This window comes from Pseudomonas oryzihabitans (genome assembly GCF_024652905.1).
GTDB classification, from domain to species: domain Bacteria; phylum Pseudomonadota; class Gammaproteobacteria; order Pseudomonadales; family Pseudomonadaceae; genus Chryseomonas; species Chryseomonas benzopyrenica.
The window spans coordinates 2,487,388-2,507,561 of the sequence record NZ_CP102428.1 but is presented as its reverse complement, the minus strand read 5'-3'; the positions used below and the strand labels follow the sequence as shown (position 1 = coordinate 2,507,561).

Below are 20,174 nucleotides of genomic sequence, written 5' to 3'. Positions count from 1 at the left end.
CGATGAAGCCGTTGACCGCGCCCGCCACCGCATCCACTTCATCGTGGCCGTGCACCGGAATGCGTCGGGTCAGGTCGGCATCACCGGCGGACAGGGATTCGATGTTGCGTTGCAGCAGGCCCAGGCGCCCCATCAGCTTGCCGAGCGCCAGCACCATGATGCCCACCAGCAGCAGGACCAGCGGCAACTGGATCGCCGCCAGGGTCTTGAGGATACCGGTGTTGGTCGCCGCGATGAGCGAGGTGGGCAGCGCCGTGGCCAGCAGCCAGGGCGTGCCGGCCAGCGGGCGCAGGAAGAAGGTGTGGGGCGTGCCGTGTTCGTCGACATAGGTGTCGCGCACCACGGCTTCGCCCTTGAGCTTGCCGAGATTCTGCTGGATCGCCGCGACGAAGGGCGAACGGGCGGCATAGGCCGAGACGTTGTTCAGGATCTGCGAATCGCCGAGTTCGCTGAGGTTGCTGAGGATCTTGCCATCGGCCTCGACGATCATCATGTCGGTGTCGTCGAGTTCCTTGCGCAGCTGCTCCACTAGCGGGTTGAAGAAGCCCAGGGTCAGGTCGACGGTCGAGACGCCAAAGGCCTTGCCGTCGCGCTGGATGGCCATGGCGCAGTTGGTGCGCGGCTCGGCGCTGGCGGCGTCCTTGTAGGCGGCGGCCCAGACGCACTGGCCGGCGGGGCCCTTGAGGCCGGCCTGGAACCAGGGCTGCTCCCAGTAGTTGAGCGACTCGGGCGAATTCCAGTGGGTGTTGACGATCAGCTTGCCGCTGGCATCGCGGTGATAGAAGGTGCTGAACTTGTCGCGGCCCTGTTCGCGCTGGTTGGGCAGCGGCCAGATGCCGCCGCCGAACACCTTGGCATCGCCATACTGGTCCACCAGGCCAGGCAGTACCCGGTCGATGGCGGTGCTGTCCAGCAGCGGTATCGTCTGGGTGATGGAGCGCTGCTGCGCCTGGATCTGATTGAGTTCGCGATAGATGCGGATACCCACCTCGTTGACCCGGGTGAGCACGGCGGACTCGCCGGCGGCGACCAGGTCCGGGGTCACCCAGAGGCGGATGCCGATGATGGTGGCCGCGAGGGTCGCGCCGATGAAGCCCAGGAAGATCAGGGTGTAGCGGGTCCGGATGGTGTTCAAGGCCATGATGTCGCTCCTGCGGTTACAGCGTCGTTCACGCTGCGAAAGGCATCCTTGGCGCCGTTCTGAAAAAGGATGTCAGAGCCTTATCGGCGTCTGATGTGTGACCTTTAGTCGCAGGAAGGGGTGAGATATCAAATCGCTACCAGGGTCACAACGTGACCCGCCAGCCGCGTTGCAGTCAGCGGATCTTCCTGCACGCATCAGGCCGGCAAGGCGCAGACTTCACCCTGCCAGTCGTCCGCTACCCGCCGCACGATCACCAGGCAGGCGCCGTCTCCCGGCGCTGCGATCAGGCACTGGCCGTCGGCCTGCCAGAAGGCACTGCGGCCCACGCAGGCATAGCCACCGGTGGGTGCGCCATGATTGGCCATGAGCACCGGCATGCCCAGCCGCCGGGCGTGGCCGGCCAGCAGGGCGCTGTCGCTGGGATAGCCGGTCGGGCCGATCACCGCCGAGGCCAGATAGAGATCGGCGCCCCGGGCGCGGGCGGCATCGGCATGGGCCGGATGGTTGCTGTCGGCGCAGATGGCCAGGGCGGCTTGCAGGCCCTGCACCGCCAGCAACTCCCCGCCGTTGCCGGGCACGAAGGGCGGTGCCTCGCCCGGATGCAGGTATTGCTTGGTATGGACGCGACAGCCACCGTCCGTGCCCAGGATCAAGGCGCCTATCTGCAATCCTGCCGCACTCTGGACCGGCGCCCCGACCACGGCCGTAAGCCCGGCCTTGCTGCAGGCTTCGCGCAGCGGCAGCAGCTGCGTATCGTCGGGTTCCAGCGCCAAACCCGTTGCCAGCGCCGGTTCATAGCCGGTCAGAGATAACTCGGGAAACAGCAGGAGATCCGCCCCAGCCGCTGCGGCCGCGGCGACGAACGCCAGATGGGTTCGCAGATTGGCGGCGAGATCGCCGGCGACTGACGCGGATTGGGCAGCGGCGAGGGTTAGGCTGAGCGCATTCACCGGGACTCCGAAGGCGTGTGGAAATCATTATTCATGTCGCTAATCAACGCTATAGCGGAGATCCGCTTCGGGGCCGGCTACACGGTTGAGCTCGGCGCGGTGCTCGATGACCAGTCGGTGTAGATAGCGCTTCGTAGCTGGGGTTGAGCGTAGCCAAGCCCAACAGGCTAGATTCAAGGCGCTCGCCCTCACCCCAACCCTCTCCAGGGGGAGAGGGAGGAAAGCGGTCCTTACAGCAGTGTGAAACTCCCTTCACGCACCCGCTCCGAATCCAGGCCGACCATCACCTTGAATTCGCCCGGTTCCGAGACCAGCTTGAGGTCATTGTTGTAGAAGCGCAGGTCCGCCTCGGTGAGGGGGAAGTCCAGCTTGCGGCTTTCGCCCGGTTGCAGCATCACCTTCTGAAAGCCCTTGAGCTCCTTGACCGGTCGCGCCAGGGAGGCGGTCACGTCGTGCAGATAGAGCTGCACCACGGTGGCGCCAGCACGATTGCCAGTGTTCTTGACCGTGACCCGAGCAGTCAGGGTGTCGCCCTTCTTCAGGGTGGCACTGGACAGCTGCGGCGCCGAGACGTCGAAGGTGGTGTAGCTCAGGCCGTAACCGAAGGGGTAGAGCGGACCGTTGACGATGTCGAAGTAGCGCGAGGTGTACTTGTTCGGCTTGGCCGCGTCGAAGGGCCGGCCGCTGCTCAGGTGGTTGTAGTACAGCGGCACCTGGCCCACTTCGCGGGGAAAGGTCATGGTCAGCTTGCCGGACGGGTTGTGGTCGCCGAACAGCACATCGGCCACGGCGTTGCCGCCCTCGGTGCCGGGGAACCAGGCTTCCAGCAGCGCGTTGGCCTGCTCCTGTTCCCATTCCAGGGCCAGCGGGCGGCCGTTCATCAGCACCAGCACCAGCGGCTTGCCGGTGGCCTTGAGCGCCTTGATCAGCTCGCGCTGGGTGTCGGGCACGCTGATGCGGGCGCGGCTGGAGGCCTCGTGGGCCATGCCCTGCGACTCACCGACCACGGCCACCACCACCTCGGCCTGGCGTGCCGCGGCCACGGCTTCGGCGATCAGCTCGCCGGCGCTGCGCGGATCCACCGCGACCGCGGGTTCATAGGAGTTGAGGTAGGCCAGCACATCGCGGTCGTCCAGCAGGTTGGCGCCCTTGGCATAGAGCACCTTGCCCTGGCCGGCCACGGCGTTTTCCAGCCCACGGCGGATGGAGACTGCCTGGGCGGCCACGCCAGCGGCGGACCAGTTGCCCATGACGTCGCGCGGGCTGTCGGCCAGCGGACCGACCACGGCCAGGGTGGCGCCCTTGCGCAGCGGCAGCACGGCCTTTTCGTTCTTCAGCAGCACCAGGCTCTCGCGCGCCACCTGGCGTGCCTCGGCGCGGTGCAGGCGCGATTCGGCGTTGGTGTCGACCGGGTCCTGGCCCTGCAGGCGACGATAGGGATCGTCGAACAGGCCCAGGCGGTACTTGGTCAGCAGCATGTCACGCACGGCCTGGTCGATCTCGGCCTGGGTCACCTTGCCGGCCGCCAGCAGGGCGGGCAGCTGCTTGCCATAGACGTCGTCGTGCATGTTCAGCTCGACACCGGCCTTGAGCGCCTGCTCGGCGGCGTCGCGGGTGTCCTTGGCCACGCCGTGCAAGACCAGTTCGTTGATGGCGCCGTGGTCGCTGATCAACAGGCCCTGGTAGTTCCAGTCCTTGCGCAGCAGGTCCTGCAGCAGCCAGCGATTGGCCGTGGCCGGAACGCCGTTGATGCTGTTCAGGGCCACCATCACCGCGCCGGCTCCGGCCTCGGCGGCGGCGCGATAGGGCGGCAGGTAGTCCTGCATCAGCCGTTGCGGACTCATGTCGACGTTGCTGTAGTCGCGCCCGGCTTCCACGGCGCCATATCCGCCGAAGTGCTTGATGCTGGCCATGAGGCTGTCGGGGGCGCGCAGGTCGTTGCCCTGGTAGGCGTGCACCAGGGTGGCGCCGATGCGCGAGGTCAGCCAGGTGTCTTCGCCGAAGGTCTCGGAGGCACGGCCCCAGCGCGGTTCGCGGGTGATGTCGACGGTGGGGGAAAAGGTCAGGTCGAGGCCGTCGGCGGCCGCCTCGATGGCGGAGATGCGTCCGCTGGTGGCGATGGCGTCGAGATTCCAAGTGCTGGCCAGGCCCAGGTTGATGGGGAAGATGGTGCGCATGCCATGGATGACGTCATAGGCGTAGAACAGCGGGATCTTCAACCGGCTGTGCACGACCTGGTCCTGCATCTGGCGGATGTCGGGACGGGTCACGGTGTTGAACATGGCGCCCACCTTACCGGCGCGGATGTCCGCCATGATGGCTTCCTTGGGATAGTCCGGCCCGACGCTCACCAGATTGAGCTGACCGATCTTTTCCTCCAGGGTCATCTTCGCCAGCAGGGCGTCGACGTAGGCGCGTGCCGGATCGGCGTCTTGCGCCGGGGCGAGGGTGGCGCCGATGGCCAGGCCCAGGCCGAGCATGAGTGCGGTGAGGCGTGGTGCGTTCGACATCTTCCCCGGATTCCCTGTGCGTACTTTCTCGTTGTTCTTGAGCACCCTTGTGCCGAGGGGATTGTACAGCCGGGAAGCCGGGATGCGGAGCCGTTGACGGCCGGCGGGAGAGCCGGTCGTCAGGGGCGTAGGGGAGGGCGGACGAGGCCTAGAAACGCGGTTTGCGGGTCTCCCAGTCCGGCTGGTACTTGCGCATCTGGCGCACGTCGTCGCGGCTGCGGATGTCGATGGCGAGAAACTGCTCGTGCAGCTTGGCCAACTGGTCCTGATCCAGCTCCACGCCCAGGCCGGGGGCGTCGGTGATCGCCACGCAGCCGTTGCGGATCGGCAGCTTGCCGCCCTGGATGACCTCTTCGTCCTCTTCCTGCCAGGGGTAGTGGGTGTCGCAGGCATAGGCGAGATTGGGCACGGCGGCGGCCACATGGGTCATGGCCATGAGGCTGATGCCCAGGTGCGAGTTGGAGTGCATGGAGACGCCCAGACCGAAGGTGTCGCACATCCGCGCGAGGATCTGGGTATCCCGCAGGCCGCCCCAGTAGTGGTGGTCGGCGAGCACGATCTGCACGCTGTTCTGGGCCACGCTGCGGCGGAATTCGTCGAAGTCGGTGACCACCATGTTGGTGGCCAGGGGAATGCCGGTGCGCCGATGCAGTTCGGCCATGCCGTCCAGACCCGGGGTCGGGTCCTCGTAGTACTGGAGGTCGCCCGCCAGGACCTCGGCGATGCGCAGGGAGGTTTCCAGCGACCAGTTGCCGTTGGGGTCGATGCGCAGCGGTGCCTCGGGAAAGGCCTGGCGCAGCGCCTTGATGCAGGCCGCTTCGTGATCCGGGCCAAGCAGGGTGCCGGCCTTGAGCTTGATGCTCTGGAAGCCGTTCTCCTCGATCATCCGCGCGGCCTGGGCCACCACCTGCTCGGGGCTGATGGCCTCGCCCCAGCGATCGGGCTTGTAGGTCGCGTCGATGTGCTCGGCGTACTTGAGGAACAGGTAGGCGCTGAAGGGGACTTCGCGGCGCACCGCGCCGCCGAGCAGCTCCACCAGCGGAATGCCCAGGGAGCGCGCCTGCAGATCGAGGAAAGCCACTTCGAAGGCGGAATAGGCATTGGCCACCTGCTTGCTCGGATGGGAGCCGGGCGCCAGTTCGGCGCCGGCCACCACGCCGCCGGCGAGACTGGCGACGGTTTCCACCACCCGCGCGCGCAGGCCATTGAGGTCCCAGGCGGAAAGGCCGACCAGGCTGCCTTCCATGGCCTTGAGCACTGCCAGCACCGGGGCGTCGCCATAGCTTTCGCCGAGGCCGATGTGGCCATTGTCGCCCTCCACCTCGATGATGGATCTCAGCGCATAGGGTTCGTGGATGCCGCTGGCGTTGAGCAGCGGGGCATCGCGAAAGGCGATGGGGGTGACTTTGATGCGTTTGATCTTCACGCTCAGACTCCTGGACTTGTAATTATGAAGGCGGTCTTTGTCAGTCATCGTATGACTACTGGTCGGGTTCTTCAACCTGGAAATCGCACGAACGCCCGGGCGAACGACCGCGCATCGCTTGAGGGTTGCCCGCTCCGGTTGGGGCTGGATAAATAGCCAGCCGCTTGCCTATTGCCCGTGTCGTCATGAACGCTCCGCTCGAAGATCCCCTCTACTATCTGCACAACTTCCAGCGGGTACTGGACTGGGTCGCCCTGCGCTATCCCGATCTGCTCGACGATCACGAGCAGGGTTTCATCGCGGCCTTCGCCGACTTGCCACAGCCTTCGCGGGCATTGCTGGTACGCCTGGTGATGCGCAAGGGCGAGGTGTTCCGCGCCAGCAAGCTGGTCTACGGCGAGATCGGCTGCCCGCGTGCCGCCGCCTTGCCGCTGGTGGAGCTTGGCTGGCTGCTTTCCGATCCCGAATTGCACCTGATCGAACTCTTCGCCCTCCTGCGCAAGGAAGAACTGCTCGGCTGTTTCGGCAGCCGCCTGCCCAAGGCCGGCCGCAAGGAAGACTGGTTGGCCCGCCTGGAAGCCGAACAGGCCACGCCACTGGCCTTCAGCGGCTGGGCCGGCACGGTGCCGGAGCTGGTGGAGGAGGGCGTCTGGCGCCTGACGCTGATGGACCTCTGCGACCGCCTGCGCCTGCTGTTCTTTGGCAACCTGCACCAGGACTGGACCGACTTCGTGCTGGCCGACCTGGGCATCTTCCAGTACGAGACGGTGGCCTTCAGCGCCGAATCCCGCGCCTTTGGCCAGCGCCATGAGGTGGACGCCTACCTCCACATCCAGCGTTGTCGCCAGGCGCTGCGCGATGGGCTACCGGCCGCCGAGCTGCTGCCACTGCTGCCCGCCGAGCGCTTTGCCAACACCTGGCTGGAATTGCGTCGGGGCAAGCTGCTCCACGAACTGGCGCAGCACCACGAACGCCTCGGTGAACTGGCCCAGGCGCAGGCGCTCTATGCCGCCTCGGCGCATCCCGAGTCGCGTATCCGCGCCCTGCGCATGCTCGAACGCCTGGAGGACTGGCCCGCCGCCCAGGCGCTGGCGGAAGCCATCGTCGCCGCGCCGGCCCATGACGCCGAACGCCAGCAGGTGGCGCGCATCCTGCCGCGGCTGGTGCGCAAGCAGGGTGGCCCGCCCAACAAACGCCGCCCCGCCAGCCCGGTGGAGCGCCTCGATTTCGAGCTGGTCAACGACGGCCTGCGCCGGGTCGAGTGGCTGGTGCGCGAGCACCTGGGCCGCGACGAGGCGCCGGTGCACTATGTGGAAAACACCCTGCTTACCAGCCTCTTCGGCCTGCTGTGCTGGGACGCCATCTTCCTGGCCATCCCCGGCGCCTTCTTCCACCCCTATCAGCGCGAACCGGCCGACCTGCGCCTGCCGGGCTTTCGCGAACGCCGGGCCGAGGCCTTCGCCGCCTGCCTGGCGCGGCTGGACGACGGCTCCTACGCGGCGGTGATCCGCGAGCGTTTCGCCGCCAAGCGCGGTCTGGCCTCGCCCTTCGTCGCCTGGGGCATCCTCTGCAGCGACTTGCTCGACCAGGCCCTGGCCTGCCTGCCAGCGCGGCACCTGCGGCTGTGCTTCGAGCGACTGCTGGAAGATCCGGACAACAACCGTACCGGCTTGCCCGACCTGATCCAGTTCTGGCCGGCGGAAGGCCGCTACCGGATGATCGAGGTCAAGGGCCCGGGCGACCGCCTGCAGGACAACCAGCGCCGCTGGCTGGACTTCTTCGCCGCCCATGACATCCCGGTCAGCGTCTGCCACGTGCAGTGGCAGGTGGCCGCGACCTCCGCATGAGCTATCGCATCGCCGTTCGCGCCCTCTGCGAATTCACCGCCAAGGCCGGCGACCTGGACCTCAGGTTCACCCCGTCGCCCACCGCCCTGGAAGGTATCGAAGGCCACCAGCGGGTGGCGGCGCGGCGCGGTCCCGGCTATGAGCGCGAGGTCAGCCTGCAGGGCGACTTCGAGGACCTGCAGGTGCGTGGTCGCGCCGATGGCTTCGACGCCGCCGCCAATCGCCTGGAAGAGATCAAGACCCACAGGGGCAGCCTGGAGCGCCAGCCGGGCAACCACCGTCACCTGCACTGGGCCCAGGCCAAGGTCTATGGGCATCTGCTGTGCCAGAGCCGCGCGCTGGCGGAGTTGACCCTGGCGCTGGTCTATTTCGATATCGGCACGGGCGCCGAGACCGTCTTCACCGAAGCCTGGACGGCGGCCGATCTGGCCGAGCACTTCGCCTTGCAGTGCTCGCGCTTTCTCGCCTGGGCGCGCCAGGAGCTGGCTCATCGCGCCGCGCGGGATGAGGCGTTGGCGACCCTGGCCTTTCCCCATCCCGACTTTCGCCACGGCCAACGGCCCCTGGCGGAAGCCGTCTACAAGGCCGCCAGCGTCGGCTGTTGCCTGCTGGCCCAGGCGCCCACTGGCATCGGCAAGACGGTGGGCACCCTGTTCCCGCTGCTCAAGGCCATGCCGCGGCAGCACCTGGACCGGCTGTTCTTTCTCGCCGCCAAGACCCCTGGTCGCGCCCTGGCCCTGCATGGCCTGGAATCCCTGGCCGCGCCGGTGCGGGTGCTGGAACTGGTGGCACGCGACAAGGCCTGCGAGCATCCGGAGCTGGCCTGCCATGGCGAGTCCTGTCCGCTGGCCCGCGGCTTCTATGACCGGCTGCCGGCCGCCCGCGCCGCGGCCCTGGCCGAACCCACGCAGCTGACCCGGACGCGGGTACGGGAGACGGCCCTGGCCCATGAGGTCTGCCCCTACTACCTGGCCCAGGAACTGGCGCGCTGGAGCGACGTGGTGGTGGGCGACTACAACTACTATTTCGACGGCAGCGCCATGCTCCATGCCCTGGCCCAGACCCAGGAGTGGCGGGTCGGGGTGCTGGTGGACGAGGCCCACAATCTGCTCGACCGCGCCCGCGGCATGTACAGCGCCAGCCTCGACCAGCGCCGCCTGGCCGCCGGCAAGAGCGTGGCGCCGCCGGCCATCGCCAAGGGCCTGCAGGCGCTCAATCGCGAATGGAACCGCCTGCACAAGGAGCAGCAGGTCGACTATCAGGTGCAGCCGGAATTGCCCGCCGCCTTCCTGACCGCCCTGCAACGGGTGGTGGGTCTGCTCACCGAGCATTTCGGCGAACCCGGCCAGCCACCGGCACCGGAGCTGCAGACGCTGTTCTTCGACCTGCTGCAGTTCATGCGCCTGGGCGAGACCTTTGGCGATCATTCGCTGTTCGATGTCACCCTGCTCAAGGGCCGCGGCAAGGCCCAGTCGCAACTCAACCTGCGCAACCTGGTGCCGGCACCCTTCGTCGGTCCGCGGCTGGCGGCGGCCCACAGCTGCACCCTGTTCTCGGCCACCCTGATCCCCCAGCACTTCCACCGCGACCTGCTCGGGGTGCCGGTCGGCAGCGCCTGGGTGGACGTGGCCTCGCCCTTCGCCGCCGAGCAGCTGGAGGTGCGCCTGGTACGGCTTTCCACCCGCTACGCCGATCGCGCCGCCTCCCGCGCGCCCATCGCCGCCCTGATCGCCAGCCGTTATCGCCAGCGACCGGGCAACTACCTGGCCTTCTTCAGCAGCTTCGACTACCTCGACCAGGTCGCCGAGGCCCTCGCCGAACTGGCGCCCGACGTGCCCCAGTGGCGCCAGTCACGCGGCATGGACGAAGCCGCGCGCCAAGCCTTTCTCGACCGCTTCCAGGCCGATGGCCGTGGTATCGGTTTCGCCGTGCTCGGTGGCAGCTTTGGCGAGGGCATTGACCTGCCCGGCGACCGCCTGATCGGCGCCTTCGTCGCCACCCTGGGCCTGCCCCAGCTCAATCCGGTCAACGAACAGCTGCGCCAGCGCCTGCAACGGCGCTTCGGCGATGGCTATCGCTACGCCTATCTCTATCCGGGCCTGCAAAAGGTCATCCAGGCCGCCGGCCGAGTGATCCGCACCGTGCAGGACCGCGGCTGCCTCTACCTCATCGACGATAGATTCACCCAACCCGAGGTCAGGGCACTGCTGCCGACCTGGTGGCAGGTAGAGGAGGGGGTGGTGCCCACGGGCGAACCTGCGCCCGCTTGAAGGCTACCGAGGTCATGGCCGCCCGCCGATGCAACTGATCCTATGGCACTCCGGTGTTTTGTTGATCGCGGCCATGGGCCGCTCCTACGATTACATCGAGCCTGTAGGAGCAACTGCCTTAGCCGTTATTGGGGTGCACCAGTTGTAGAGCCGTAGCGTGGAAAACGGCGCAGCCTTTTCCACTGGGGACTTCGTGGCGAGGGCGCCCTCACCCCAACCCTCTCCCGAGGGGAGAGGGAGCCATCCGCGCAGGCGGTCATCTCCATCATCGAGCCTGTAGGAGCGGCCCATGGCCGCGATCACCGTACAGCCGTTGCTTAGGCCTCCGGCGTCTCCTCGCAAAACCTCAATCGATTACCAAAGGGATCGGCGATCTCCATCACCAGGCCCCAGGGCAATTCCTGGATGTCTGGCCGGGCGAATCCGTAGTCCTTGGCCAGCAACTCGGCCTGGAAGGCGCGGATGCCGGTCATGCGGACGAAGACCGTCGAGCCCGGACAGGCGTCGCCATGGTGGCCGGATAGGTGCAGGCGTAGGCCGGCGCGCTCGACTTCGGCATAGAGCGGCAATCCCGGCTCGAAGCGATGCTCCCAGACCAGGCGGAAGCCCAGGAAGTGGCAGTAGAATTCACGCGCCTTTTCGTCATCGAAGCTGCGCAGGATGGGGCTGGGTTGCCCGAAGGCGACGGTATCGATGGACATGGCGGTACTCGACAGGCGTAGAAAGCGCGGTGGGGCTGAGCGCCGGGGTACACCTTTGGCGCTGCCCGGCAACCCGAACTGTGATCCGGAAAGCTTTGGTAACCCCTCTGGCAGGCCAGAGCGTGCGCTAGGCTGCAGTTCACCGGTGCGATGGCGAACCTATCCGGGTATCGTGCATTCTTTTTCTCTCTGGCGGTTCGGCTGGGCCGAATCTTTTCATCCTTAGTGACCAAGGTTGATCCATGCAGCGTCGACACCTGCTCAAAGCGTCCCTGGCCCTGGCGGCCTACACCGGCATTCCCTCCACCGGGCTGTTCGCCCTCCAGGCCTTTGCCAATCCGGCCAATGGCGACGGCCAGGCCTTCGATTTCGACTGGCTCAAGCAGCACGCCAAGGAACTGGCCGGTAAGGCCTATCAGCCCACCGCCCAGCAACTGCCCGACACCCTGGCGAAGATGACGCCCCAGCAGTTCAATGCCATCGGCTACGATGCCCAGCATTCGCTCTGGCATGACCTCAAGGGTCAGCTGGACGTGCAGTTCTTCCACGTCGGCATGGGCTTCAAGACCTCGGTGCACATGTATTCGGTGGACCCCAAGACCAACGAGGCCAAGGAAGTCCACTTCCGCCCCGAGTTGTTCAACTACAACGACAGCGGCGTCGACAAGAGCCAGCTCAAGGGTGACCTGGGCTTTGCCGGCTTCAAGCTGTTCAAGGCGCCGCACCTGGCCCAGTACGACATCGTCTCCTTCCTCGGCGCCAGCTATTTCCGCGCCGTGGACAAGACCCGCCAGTACGGCCTTTCGGCTCGCGGCCTGGCCATCGACACCTATGCCGAGCGGCCCGAGGAATTCCCCGACTTCACCAAGTTCTGGTTCGTCACCCCGAACAAGAACAGCACCCGCTTCGTGGTCTATGCGCTGCTGGATTCGCCCAGCGCCACCGGCGCCTATCGCTTCGACATTGACTGCCTGAACGACCGGGTGGTGATGGACGTGGACGCCAACGTCAATGCCCGCCGCGACATCAAGCAACTGGGCATCGCGCCCATGACCAGCATGTTCGGTTGCGGCACCCACGAGCGCCAGACCTGCAACACCTACCACCCGCAGATCCACGACTCCGACCGCCTGGCCATGTGGAAGGGCAACGGCGAGTGGATCTGTCGCCCGCTGAACAATCCGCCCAAGCTGCAGTTCAACGCCTTCAAGGACGACAGTCCCAAGGGCTTCGGCCTGGTACAGACCGACCACGAATTCGAAAGCTACCAGGACGTCATGGTCCGCTACGACCGCCGGCCGAGCCTGTGGGTCGAGCCCACCTCCGCCTGGGGCGAGGGCGCCATCCAGCTGCTGGAGATTCCCACCACCGGCGAGACCCTGGACAACATCGTGGCCTTCTGGGCCCCGGCCGAGACCATCACCGCCGGCAAGTCGCTGCACTATGGCTACAAGCTGCACTGGAGCGCGCTGCCGCCGGTGAGCACGCCGCTGGCGCGGGTCAACGCCACCCGTTCCGGGATCGGCGGCTTCCCCGAGGGCTGGGCGCCCGGTGAGCATTGGCCCAAGGTCTGGGCACGGCGCTTCGCCATCGATTTCAATGGCGGCGGCCTGTCGTTCCTGCCCGAAGGCACCGGCATCGAGCCGGTGGTGACCGTCACCGACGGCAAGGTGCAGGATTTCCACGTGCTCAAGATCGACGAGATCGGCGGCTACCGGGTGATCTTCGATTGGTACCCCACCAGCGACAAGGCCGATCCGGTGCAGATGCGCGCCTTCATCCGCACCCAGGATCGCGCTCTGAGCGAGACCTGGTTGTACCAGTACTTCCCGCCGGCCGCCGACCAGCGCCGTTATCCGGACTGGAAGCAGTCCTAAGCGACCGCTATGAAAAAGCCGCTGCGCCCTTTCGGCGCAGCGGCTTTTTTGTGTCCGGGAGCCGGACGGCTGGCGAGACGGCGGAGCTCGTCAGTCGGCCAGCACCACCTGATTACGGCCGCCGCGCTTGGCCCGGTAGAGCGCCGCGTCGGCCAGCCCATAGGCGAGCTCGAATTCGGTACCCGGTGGATTGAGACTGAGGCCGAAGCTGGCCGTCACCGGCGCCGGGCCGGTCGCCTCCTGGGCGATGCGCTGGCGCAGCCGCTCGGTCATGGTCAGGGCCTCGTCCCGTGCCAGGGTCGGCAGCAGCACGGTGAATTCCTCGCCACCCACCCGGCCGACGATGGCCGGCGCCTGGACGAGCTCCTGCAGGCAGCGGGCGATGGCCTGGATCACCCGATCGCCCGCGGGATGGCCGAATTCGTCGTTGATGCGTTTGAAGTGGTCGATGTCCAGCACGATCATGGCGCCGCCGTTCCGCCGCAGGGCCTGACCGGCCTGGTCGATGACCGCGCCGCGATTGAGCACTCCGGTGAGGGCGTCATGGGTGGCCCGGTATTCCAGTTGCTGGGTGAGGGTCTGCAACTGCTGGTTGAGGGCGTTCATCTCGCGTTCGGCGCGGTCGCTGCGGGCGATCAGCCGGCGCGTCTCGCGCATCAGGCGTTCGAAATGCAGCGTCAGGTCGCCCAGCGCCGCCCGGTAGCGCTCGGCGTCGGCATCGTCGGCCACATAGAGGGCGCGCGCGGCCTGCAGCACCCCGGCCTCCTGCTCGAACAGGTCGGGTCCGGGGTCGGCCGGGCTGTAGCGCCTGACGCTGGCGGTCATGCCGGCAGCTCGGGATGCTCGACGAAGGTCAGCGCCTGGAAATCCAGTCGCAGCTCTTCGCCGAATTCCTGGATGGTCTCGTCCTCGGCGTCGTAGTACCAGTGCAGCTCCACCCGATTGCCGGCCTGGGCCGCCTGGTCCAGGGCGTCGAACAGGGTGAACAGCATCTTGGTGCTGGAGCTGTTGAAGTAGGCGAGGGCGACATGCACTCGGATGCTGACGCCCTGGCGCTGGTCGAGATAGGCCCGCAGGGATTCGATCACCGGCAGGTAGAAGGCCGCGGCGTTTTCCGGAAAGGATTCGCCCTTGAGCCAGAGTTCGTCCTCGGTAAAACGGAAATCCACCTCTGGAGAGGTGGGCGTGGGAGCGATGAACATGGTGTCCATACGAAGTTGGAGCCCCTGATCAGATGATGGCTTTCAGGCAGAACAGGGTGGTGCCCGGCGTCTGCGTGGAGGGATGGAAGGCGAACTCCAGGGGCGCGCTGGCATCGCGCGCCATGGTCAGGAAGCCGAGGCCGGCACCCTTGCTGTCGACCGGGGTCTCGGCGCGCAGGGATTCGCGATAGGCCTGCTTGATCTGTTCCAGCGACATGCTGCACAGCGGCTCGAGCCGTGCGCGCAGGGCGTCGACTTTGTCGCTGGCGATGGGATTGGCACAGAGCATCTGGTAGTTGCCGTCCTGGCGGGTGATACAGACCGAACCCTGACCCAGCTTGGCGTCCGCCAGGGCGTCCGGGGGCAGGGCATCGGCGGAATAGTGCAGGACGTTCTGTGACAGTTCGATGAAAGAGGAAAACAGCTTGCGCCGGGTGGCGCCGCTGATCCCTTCGAATTCCAGTTGCAGCTTCACCACCTCGGCCATGGCGGCGACGATGCCATGGGAGAAATAGCCGTGGTGATAGAAGATCACGTGCTGCTGTTGGGCGATTTCGAGAAAGGCGCCGTTCGCGGTAAAGGAGGCGGTCATGTCGGTCAGGCCACGCGAATGCAAAGGAAGGTGAGGTCGTCGCGGCGGAGTTCGTCGCCTTGCCAGCGGGCGAGGTCCGCGCTGAGTTGCTCGCAGAAGACGGCGGTGGGCGCCGTGCGCGATTCGGTCAACCGGGCCAGGGCGCGGCGCTTGCCAAAGGAGGTGCGCCGCGGGCCGCCGATCTGGTCGATCAGGCCATCGGTGGTGGCGAACAGCAGGCTGCCCGGCTGCAATGGCAGGGTGGTGGCGGGCCAGCACTGCTCCAGTGGGCTGTCGGCGTAGCCGATGCCCAGGCGCAGCGGCGCCAGGGTCAGTACCTCGGCGGCGTCGGGCGCCAGCAGGTAGAGCGGCATGCGGGCGCCGGCGTAGGTCAGGCTATGGCTGCGGCTATCCACCCAGAAGCAGGCCAGATCCAGGCCATCGTTGGACTCGGAGATGCCGCCGGACTGCCCCAGCATCGCCTTGACGCTGCCGTTGATCGCCGCCAGCAGCGCCGAGGGATCGCGCGGCCCCAGCTGTTGCAGGGCCTGGGTCAGGGACGCCGAGGCGATCAGGGTCATGAAGGCGCCCGGCACGCCGTGGCCGGTGCAGTCGGCGATGGCGCCGAACCAGCCGTCCTCATGCTGGGCGAAGTGATAGAAGTCGCCGCCGACCACGTCGCGCGGTTCCCAGACCAGGGTGGCGTCCTGCTCCATCACCGCCAGGGCCTCGCGCGAGCTGCGCAGCATGGCCCGCTGGATGACGCTGGCGTACTCGATGCTGTGCATGATCTGGCGATTCTTCTCGGCCTGCAGGTCCGAGACGATGCGCATCAGCTGCACGCCCAGGCCGAGGCCGACGAAACGGCCCTCGCGGGTGACGATGAAGCCGTCGGCCAGCACCTTTTCGCCCACCTCGACGGTCCGGCGGGTCAGCTCTTCGATGGACAGGCCGGCGTCCACCACCAGCGGCTCCTTGTCCATGAAGGCGATGCAGCTCTTGCGATCATAGACTTCGCGGTGATACGGCTTGCTCATCTGCGAAAGGAAGATGTCGCGATTGATGAGCCCGATCGGCCGGTCGTGCTCGACCACCGCGAGACTGGTGATCTCGCGGCGTTCGTTGAACAGGTCCATGACCATGGCGTTGGTGTGCTCGGCCTCGACCGCGGGCCATTGGGTGCAGAGGTCGAGGGCGCAGCGTTGGCCGGGGCGGGTGGCGGAGCGCGCGGAGGGCAGGGGAGCGGACGACATCGATACGAATCCGTTCTCGGGAGGTCGATGCAGCCTAGGGGCTCCGTGTTGAGCTTTGATGACAGGAGGTGGCCAGGCGCCAGCATCGCGCTGGGCCTGGCCAGGGGGTGGGTCAGCCGGTCAGCACGCCCAGAGCTGCGCGCGTGAACGGCGGTGGCGGGACGGCATTGAGCACCGCGCCCTGCAACGCCAGACCGCTGTGGGCGAACTGGCGCTGGGTCGCCTCGATCTCCTTGGCAGTGTTGCAGCCGTGGCGTGACACCAGCAGGCAGGTGCCGGCCTGGGCGGCCAGCAGCACGGCGTCGGTCACCGCCAGCACCGGCGGGGTGTCGAGGATGATCAGCTCGTAGTCCTGCTGCAGGCCGCGCAACAGCTCGGTGCAGCGTGCGCTCATCAGCAACTCGGCCGGGTTCGGCGGGCGGATGCCGCCCGCCAGGCAATCCAGGCCAGGTATCGCCGTGGGCTGAATCGCCTGCTCGGGGGTCGCCAAGCCGGCCAGCACCTCGGCGAGGCCGGGGCGGCGAGCCAGCTGCAGACGGCGGTGCAGGCGCCCACGGCGCAGGTCGGCATCCACCAGCAGCACTCGCGTTCCACCTTCGGCCAGCACCCGGGCCAGTTGCACGGCCACCGACGATTTGCCGGCGGCGGGACTGGCACTGGTGATCAGCAGCAGGTCGTTGCGCGCCTCGGTGCGAGCGAAGGCCAGGCTGGTGCGCAGGATCCGCAGGGCTTCCTGGTAGCCGCTGTCGAGCGGCGTCTGCAACGGTCCGCCGAGCTGGCGGCCTGGCGCCAGGGGCAGTTGCGCCAGCACCGGCAGGCCCAGATTCTCCAGGCCCTCGGCGTCCTCGATACCGCGCTCCAGGCTGGCGCGCAGGTATACCCAGGCGGCGCCTGCCAGGCAGCCGAACAGCAGGGCGCTAAGGATCAGCAGGGGCTTCTTCGGGTAGACCGGCGCAATCTGGGTGTAGGCGCTGTCGATGATGCGCACGTCGCTCACCGTGCCCGCCCGCACCACCGACAACTCTTGGATGCGCTTGCTGATCAGTGCATAGACCTTGTCCGCCGCCTCCACTTCGCGCTGCAGGCGCAGCACCTCCTGCTGGGTCTGCGGCAGCTGGCCCAGGCGCCGCTGCAGGACCTGGCGCTCGCGATTCAACACCTGGCGGCGCGCCAGCAGGGTCTGGTACAGCGGATGAGTAGTGGTGAAGCGCAGCGCCAATCCGAGGCGCTCCATCTCCAGGGCCGACAGCTGACCGTCGAGCTCCACCGCCTGACGCAGCAGGCTGCGTCCCTCCGCGCCGATGGCGATGGAGCCCCGTTGCCGCTGGTAGCCGTCCAGGGCCTGGCGACCGGCACTCAGGCGCTGGTTCACCCGTGGCAGCTCCTGGCGCAGGAAGGCCAGTTGCTGGGTCGACTCGTCGGCATTACGGGTCACGTCCTGGCGCACATAGGCCTCGGTGATGCCGCGCAGGATACGTTGCGCCTGCTGCGCATCAGTACCCTGCAGCTTGATCGAGAGGATCCCCGAGCGCTTGCCGCGTTCGCTGACCATGAGGCGCTCCTGCAGCGCCTGAATGGCGACCCCACGGCGCTGCTTGACCAGGATGAATTCGGTGCCCGGATAGGCGTGCAGCTGGGCGATGTCCAGCTGTAGCTCGCCGGCGCTGGCCGGCTGGCCCAGGCGGCCCTCCAGCAGGCGTTTGCCCTGGGCATCGCTCAGCAGGAAGCGATCCGGGGCTTCGGCGGTGAGGATCAGCGGCTGGCCATAGAGGGCAGCGGGTACGTTCAGGCTGGCGATGGCCAACTGCTCACCGCCCCAGCCGAACCGGGCGAGACCGAAGCGCGGCGGGGCCACCGCGTCGCTGGTCCTTTCGTGGCGGCGAGCCAGCCAGTCGCCCAGCAGCGGCAGGCGCCGCGGGGTGACGCTCAGGTCCAGGCCCTCGGCGTCCACCACCTCGCCGACCACCCGCCGCGAGGTGAGCAGCTGCATCTCGGTGATGGCTTCCGGCGGCGGCAGGGGGCGGCCATTGTCGGACTCGTCCAGGCGCACGATGCCGCGCTGGTATTCGATCTGCACGGTCGCCACCGCCTGGTAACGCGGCGCGGCGAGTTGGGTATAGGCCACACCGAGCAGGGTGCAGAGGGCCACGCAAGCCAGCAGGCTGCGGCGATGGCGCCAAAGGGCGGCGCAATAGCGGGCGAAACCGATGTCCGCGGCCTGGGCGGCGGCGGGTGGAGACTGATGCGACTGGTCCATGCAGGAGCGGGCCTTGGGCAGGTACGGAAGAGGACAGCCGTCGCGGCCGATGCCTGTCCAGAAAGACAGCGATCGGCGAACCGGAGTCAGGATCTTCACACCAGGCTGGGCACAGCTGGAAACGCCAGACGCTGGATCGGGGATCCGCACCTTGTCGGCTGGAGTGCTGCGTCGACTCTAAGCGAAAGCAAAAGCCAAAAATGTGACACCCCGTGCAGAACGCGACGGATGCCGGCTTGGCAGCGTCAAGGTGCTAAGGCAGTCTTCTTTGCGACCTGTCATGCCTGCCGACGACGCACCCTGGCAGGTCCTGTTCGTCGTCCCCACGCGGGGTCGTCGAGCCAGTCTTCGTGTTGAGCGGCGTCGCCCCTTGCGACGCCGTGTTCCTGACGGCTTCTTGAATGTAGTCAGCGGTTGAAGCCCGGTTACCCGCCCGCGCGGCCTCCTTGGTCTGCGTGGGCGGTCTTGCACCGGTTGTACCAGGCCTGCGGAAGAGGGCGCCTGGTTCTTCACTGCCCTGGACGGCGTTCTCGACTGCATGGCTGTCAGGAGACAGGACAATGAGCGTGGTATCTGACGTTACCCATCCCGGAGTCGGGGTGGGACGGTGGCCGTTCTGGCTGGGCGGTCTAGCGGTCGGCCTGCTGTTGCTGCTGGCCCTGCTGTGGCGCCTGCCGGATTTCCGTGACGGCACCGGGGCGCAGAATCTCGAAGCCAGCTACCACGTCCTGCTCAGCCTCAATGCCCTGGACGAATCCGGCGTGGCCCGGCACTGGTGGTTGCCCACGGTGACCCTCGGCGGCAGTCACGACCGGCAGGTGTCCTGGGGCGCGACCATCCCTACCCATAGCGGCGACTATGTCTACACCAGCTTCAGCAGCTACGGCTTCCTGGCGGCCTATGTCGGCCTCAAGGCCGCGGGCCTCGCGCCTTCGCTGCACAGTCTCGCGCTGTTCAACGCCGCCCTCGGCGCCCTGACGGCGCTGCTGTTGTTTCGCCTGCTCTATCTGGTGCTGCGCAGCCACGGCGCCACCCGCGCCCTGGCCGCCACCGGCGCGGTGTTGAGCTGCCTGATCGCGATATTCAGCCGCGAGGCGCTGTTGTCCCAGGGCCTGCTCTACTGGGTGCAGAGTTTCTACCAGGTGCTGCTGCTGGCCAGCCTGCTGACGCTCTTCCACTACCTGCAGGCGCCAGCGCGCCAGCGCAGCCGGCTGGGCTGGCTGCTGACCGGGCTGGTGTGCTTTGGCGCCCTGACCGAATGGACCGGCTATGTCTTCGGCGGCGGGCTGGTCGCGCTGTTCTGGCTGCAGCGCCGGCAGCTGCCGGAAGGCCAGCGCCTGGCCTGGCGCCTGGCCTTCGCCACGGCGCTGGCCGGGCTGCTGGTGCTGCTGCACTACAGCCTGGCGGCGGGCCTGTTGCCGACGCTCAAGGCCTTTGCCCGACGTTTTCTCGCCCGCAGTCCGAACAATGCTCATATGACTGACTTCCTTGCCGGCTATGGCCTGTCCTTCGGCCTGTTCCTGGCGGCCGTGGCCATTGCCCTGGGGGTGTTGGTCTGGAAGCGCCGGAGCCTGAGCTGGCCACGCAGCACCGGCCTGCTGCTGGCGGCCGCCAGCGTGCCGCTGCTGGAAAATCTGCTGCTGCTGCAGCACGCCACCCAGTTTTCCTTCGACCGCCTAAAGTTCATCTTTCCGGCCGCGCTGCTGCTGGGGCTGGCCTTTGTTGCCCTCAAGACTCCGGGGCGCGCCCTGCTTGCGGTGCTGCTGGTGGCGGCCGCTCTGCAGAATGGCCAGACCTATCGCCAGGATCTCGCCGGCTATGCCGGTTGGAGCGCCATCGACCGGCAGAACCAGGCGCTGGTCGGTCTGGTGCAGGGCCAAGTCGCATTGGATTGCACCCTCATCTCCACCGACATGTCGGTGCGCGGCTACGCCAACCTGCTGTTCCACCGCAGCATCCACGAATTGCAGCGCCAGCCGTTGGACTACCACGGCGAGCCGGGGGCCTGTGGCGGACTCTATCTGGAAGGCCGGGATTTTCGCGTCGACCTGCCCGAATACACCCGCGCCCGCCTGAGTCTGGCGGACGGCCGCCAATTGACCTACGCCAAGGTCGAGGGTGACTGGCGCCTGCAATGAATGCCTTATCCATGAACACGCTGCGAGG

At 67.1% G+C, this 20,174-nt stretch carries 13 protein-coding genes and 1 pseudogene; 4 read left to right on the top strand and 10 right to left on the bottom strand.

The genetic code is table 11. The annotated features are described in order from the left end of the window. Positions 1–49: 49 nt before the first annotated feature. The 4 genes and pseudogenes from NRG74_RS24635 to NRG74_RS11645 all read right to left on the bottom strand — a co-directional run. Positions 50–1,141, bottom strand: a pseudogene (locus NRG74_RS24635) (cache domain-containing protein); the annotation flags it as partial. A gap of 197 nt (positions 1,142–1,338) precedes the next feature. Then, the gene (locus NRG74_RS11655; protein WP_257703944.1) at positions 1,339–2,094 is read right to left on the bottom strand and encodes a carbon-nitrogen hydrolase family protein; all 756 of its coding nucleotides are present in this window, start codon (positions 2,092–2,094) and stop codon (positions 1,339–1,341) included. 230 nt (positions 2,095–2,324) lie between these two features. After that, the gene (gene bglX, locus NRG74_RS11650; protein ID WP_257703942.1) at positions 2,325–4,604 is read right to left on the bottom strand and encodes a beta-glucosidase BglX; all 2,280 of its coding nucleotides are present in this window, start codon (positions 4,602–4,604) and stop codon (positions 2,325–2,327) included. Between the two features lie 148 nt (positions 4,605–4,752). Further along, positions 4,753–6,030, bottom strand: a complete 1,278-nt coding sequence (locus NRG74_RS11645) for a glucarate dehydratase family protein (protein ID WP_257703940.1) — start codon at positions 6,028–6,030, stop codon at positions 4,753–4,755. Positions 6,031–6,215: 185 nt separating this feature from the next. Here NRG74_RS11645 and NRG74_RS11640 point away from each other — a divergent pair, with 185 nt between their 5' ends. Both NRG74_RS11640 and NRG74_RS11635 read left to right on the top strand, forming a co-directional pair. After that, a complete protein-coding gene (locus tag NRG74_RS11640) occupies positions 6,216–7,877 on the top strand; it encodes a VRR-NUC domain-containing protein (protein WP_257703938.1) in 1,662 nt (553 codons plus the stop codon). After that, on the top strand, positions 7,874–10,147 hold the full coding sequence (locus tag NRG74_RS11635) for an ATP-dependent DNA helicase (protein ID WP_257703936.1): 2,274 nt from the start codon (positions 7,874–7,876) through the stop codon (positions 10,145–10,147). Before NRG74_RS11640 ends, NRG74_RS11635 begins: the two co-directional genes overlap by 4 nt. A 317-nt stretch (positions 10,148–10,464) precedes the next feature. Here the strand turns inward: NRG74_RS11635 and NRG74_RS11630 are convergent, their stop codons facing one another. Further along, on the bottom strand, positions 10,465–10,848 hold the full coding sequence (locus tag NRG74_RS11630; RefSeq protein WP_257703934.1) for a glyoxalase superfamily protein: 384 nt from the start codon (positions 10,846–10,848) through the stop codon (positions 10,465–10,467). Positions 10,849–11,090: 242 nt separating this feature from the next. Here NRG74_RS11630 and NRG74_RS11625 point away from each other — a divergent pair, with 242 nt between their 5' ends. Beyond that, positions 11,091–12,725: a glucan biosynthesis protein D gene (locus NRG74_RS11625; protein WP_257703932.1), complete on the top strand. Its 1,635-nt coding sequence runs from the start codon at positions 11,091–11,093 to the stop codon at positions 12,723–12,725. A 90-nt stretch (positions 12,726–12,815) separates the two neighbouring features. On the opposite strand, the gene NRG74_RS11620 is transcribed toward NRG74_RS11625, so the two are convergent. The 5 genes from NRG74_RS11620 to NRG74_RS11600 all read right to left on the bottom strand — a co-directional run bounded on the left by NRG74_RS11620 (position 12,816) and on the right by NRG74_RS11600 (position 18,008). Beyond that, positions 12,816–13,550 carry a GGDEF domain-containing protein gene (locus NRG74_RS11620; RefSeq protein WP_184291600.1) on the bottom strand — a complete coding sequence of 245 codons (735 nt, stop codon included), beginning with the start codon at positions 13,548–13,550 and terminating at the stop codon, positions 12,816–12,818. Next, positions 13,547–13,936 (bottom strand): DUF1987 domain-containing protein, encoded by a 390-nt coding sequence (locus NRG74_RS11615; RefSeq protein WP_307773948.1) that lies wholly within the window; start codon positions 13,934–13,936, stop codon positions 13,547–13,549. Before NRG74_RS11615 ends, NRG74_RS11620 begins: the two co-directional genes overlap by 4 nt. 19 nt (positions 13,937–13,955) lie before the next feature. Then, the gene (locus NRG74_RS11610; RefSeq protein ID WP_026084006.1) at positions 13,956–14,519 is read right to left on the bottom strand and encodes a SiaB family protein kinase; all 564 of its coding nucleotides are present in this window, start codon (positions 14,517–14,519) and stop codon (positions 13,956–13,958) included. A gap of 5 nt (positions 14,520–14,524) precedes the next feature. Beyond that, entirely contained in the window at positions 14,525–15,751 is a 1,227-nt protein-coding gene (locus tag NRG74_RS11605; RefSeq protein ID WP_017642453.1) for a SpoIIE family protein phosphatase, read from the bottom strand. Positions 15,752–15,863: 112 nt separating this feature from the next. Next, a complete protein-coding gene (locus tag NRG74_RS11600; protein ID WP_257703924.1) occupies positions 15,864–18,008 on the bottom strand; it encodes a polysaccharide biosynthesis tyrosine autokinase in 2,145 nt (714 codons plus the stop codon). Between the two features lie 560 nt (positions 18,009–18,568). Between NRG74_RS11600 and NRG74_RS11595 the strand changes: the two genes are divergently transcribed. Beyond that, the gene (locus NRG74_RS11595) at positions 18,569–20,146 is read left to right on the top strand and encodes a hypothetical protein (protein WP_257703922.1); all 1,578 of its coding nucleotides are present in this window, start codon (positions 18,569–18,571) and stop codon (positions 20,144–20,146) included. Positions 20,147–20,174: the final 28 nt, after the last annotated feature.

What these genes read in the sequence shown, in the direction of transcription:
- bglX (WP_257703942.1), bottom strand. Translation starts at nt 4,604, where the DNA reads ATGTCGAACGCACCACGCCTCACCGCACTCATGCTCGGCCTGGGCCTG.
- NRG74_RS11640 (WP_257703938.1), top strand. Translation starts at nt 6,216, where the DNA reads ATGAACGCTCCGCTCGAAGATCCCCTCTACTATCTGCACAACTTCCAG.
- NRG74_RS11635 (WP_257703936.1), top strand. Translation starts at nt 7,874, where the DNA reads ATGAGCTATCGCATCGCCGTTCGCGCCCTCTGCGAATTCACCGCCAAG.
- NRG74_RS11630 (WP_257703934.1), bottom strand. Translation starts at nt 10,848, where the DNA reads ATGTCCATCGATACCGTCGCCTTCGGGCAACCCAGCCCCATCCTGCGC.
- NRG74_RS11625 (WP_257703932.1), top strand. Translation starts at nt 11,091, where the DNA reads ATGCAGCGTCGACACCTGCTCAAAGCGTCCCTGGCCCTGGCGGCCTAC.
- NRG74_RS11620 (WP_184291600.1), bottom strand. Translation starts at nt 13,550, where the DNA reads ATGACCGCCAGCGTCAGGCGCTACAGCCCGGCCGACCCCGGACCCGAC.
- NRG74_RS11615 (WP_307773948.1), bottom strand. Translation starts at nt 13,936, where the DNA reads ATGGACACCATGTTCATCGCTCCCACGCCCACCTCTCCAGAGGTGGAT.
- NRG74_RS11610 (WP_026084006.1), bottom strand. Translation starts at nt 14,519, where the DNA reads ATGACCGCCTCCTTTACCGCGAACGGCGCCTTTCTCGAAATCGCCCAA.
- NRG74_RS11605 (WP_017642453.1), bottom strand. Translation starts at nt 15,751, where the DNA reads ATGTCGTCCGCTCCCCTGCCCTCCGCGCGCTCCGCCACCCGCCCCGGC.
- NRG74_RS11600 (WP_257703924.1), bottom strand. Translation starts at nt 18,008, where the DNA reads ATGGACCAGTCGCATCAGTCTCCACCCGCCGCCGCCCAGGCCGCGGAC.
- NRG74_RS11595 (WP_257703922.1), top strand. Translation starts at nt 18,569, where the DNA reads ATGAGCGTGGTATCTGACGTTACCCATCCCGGAGTCGGGGTGGGACGG.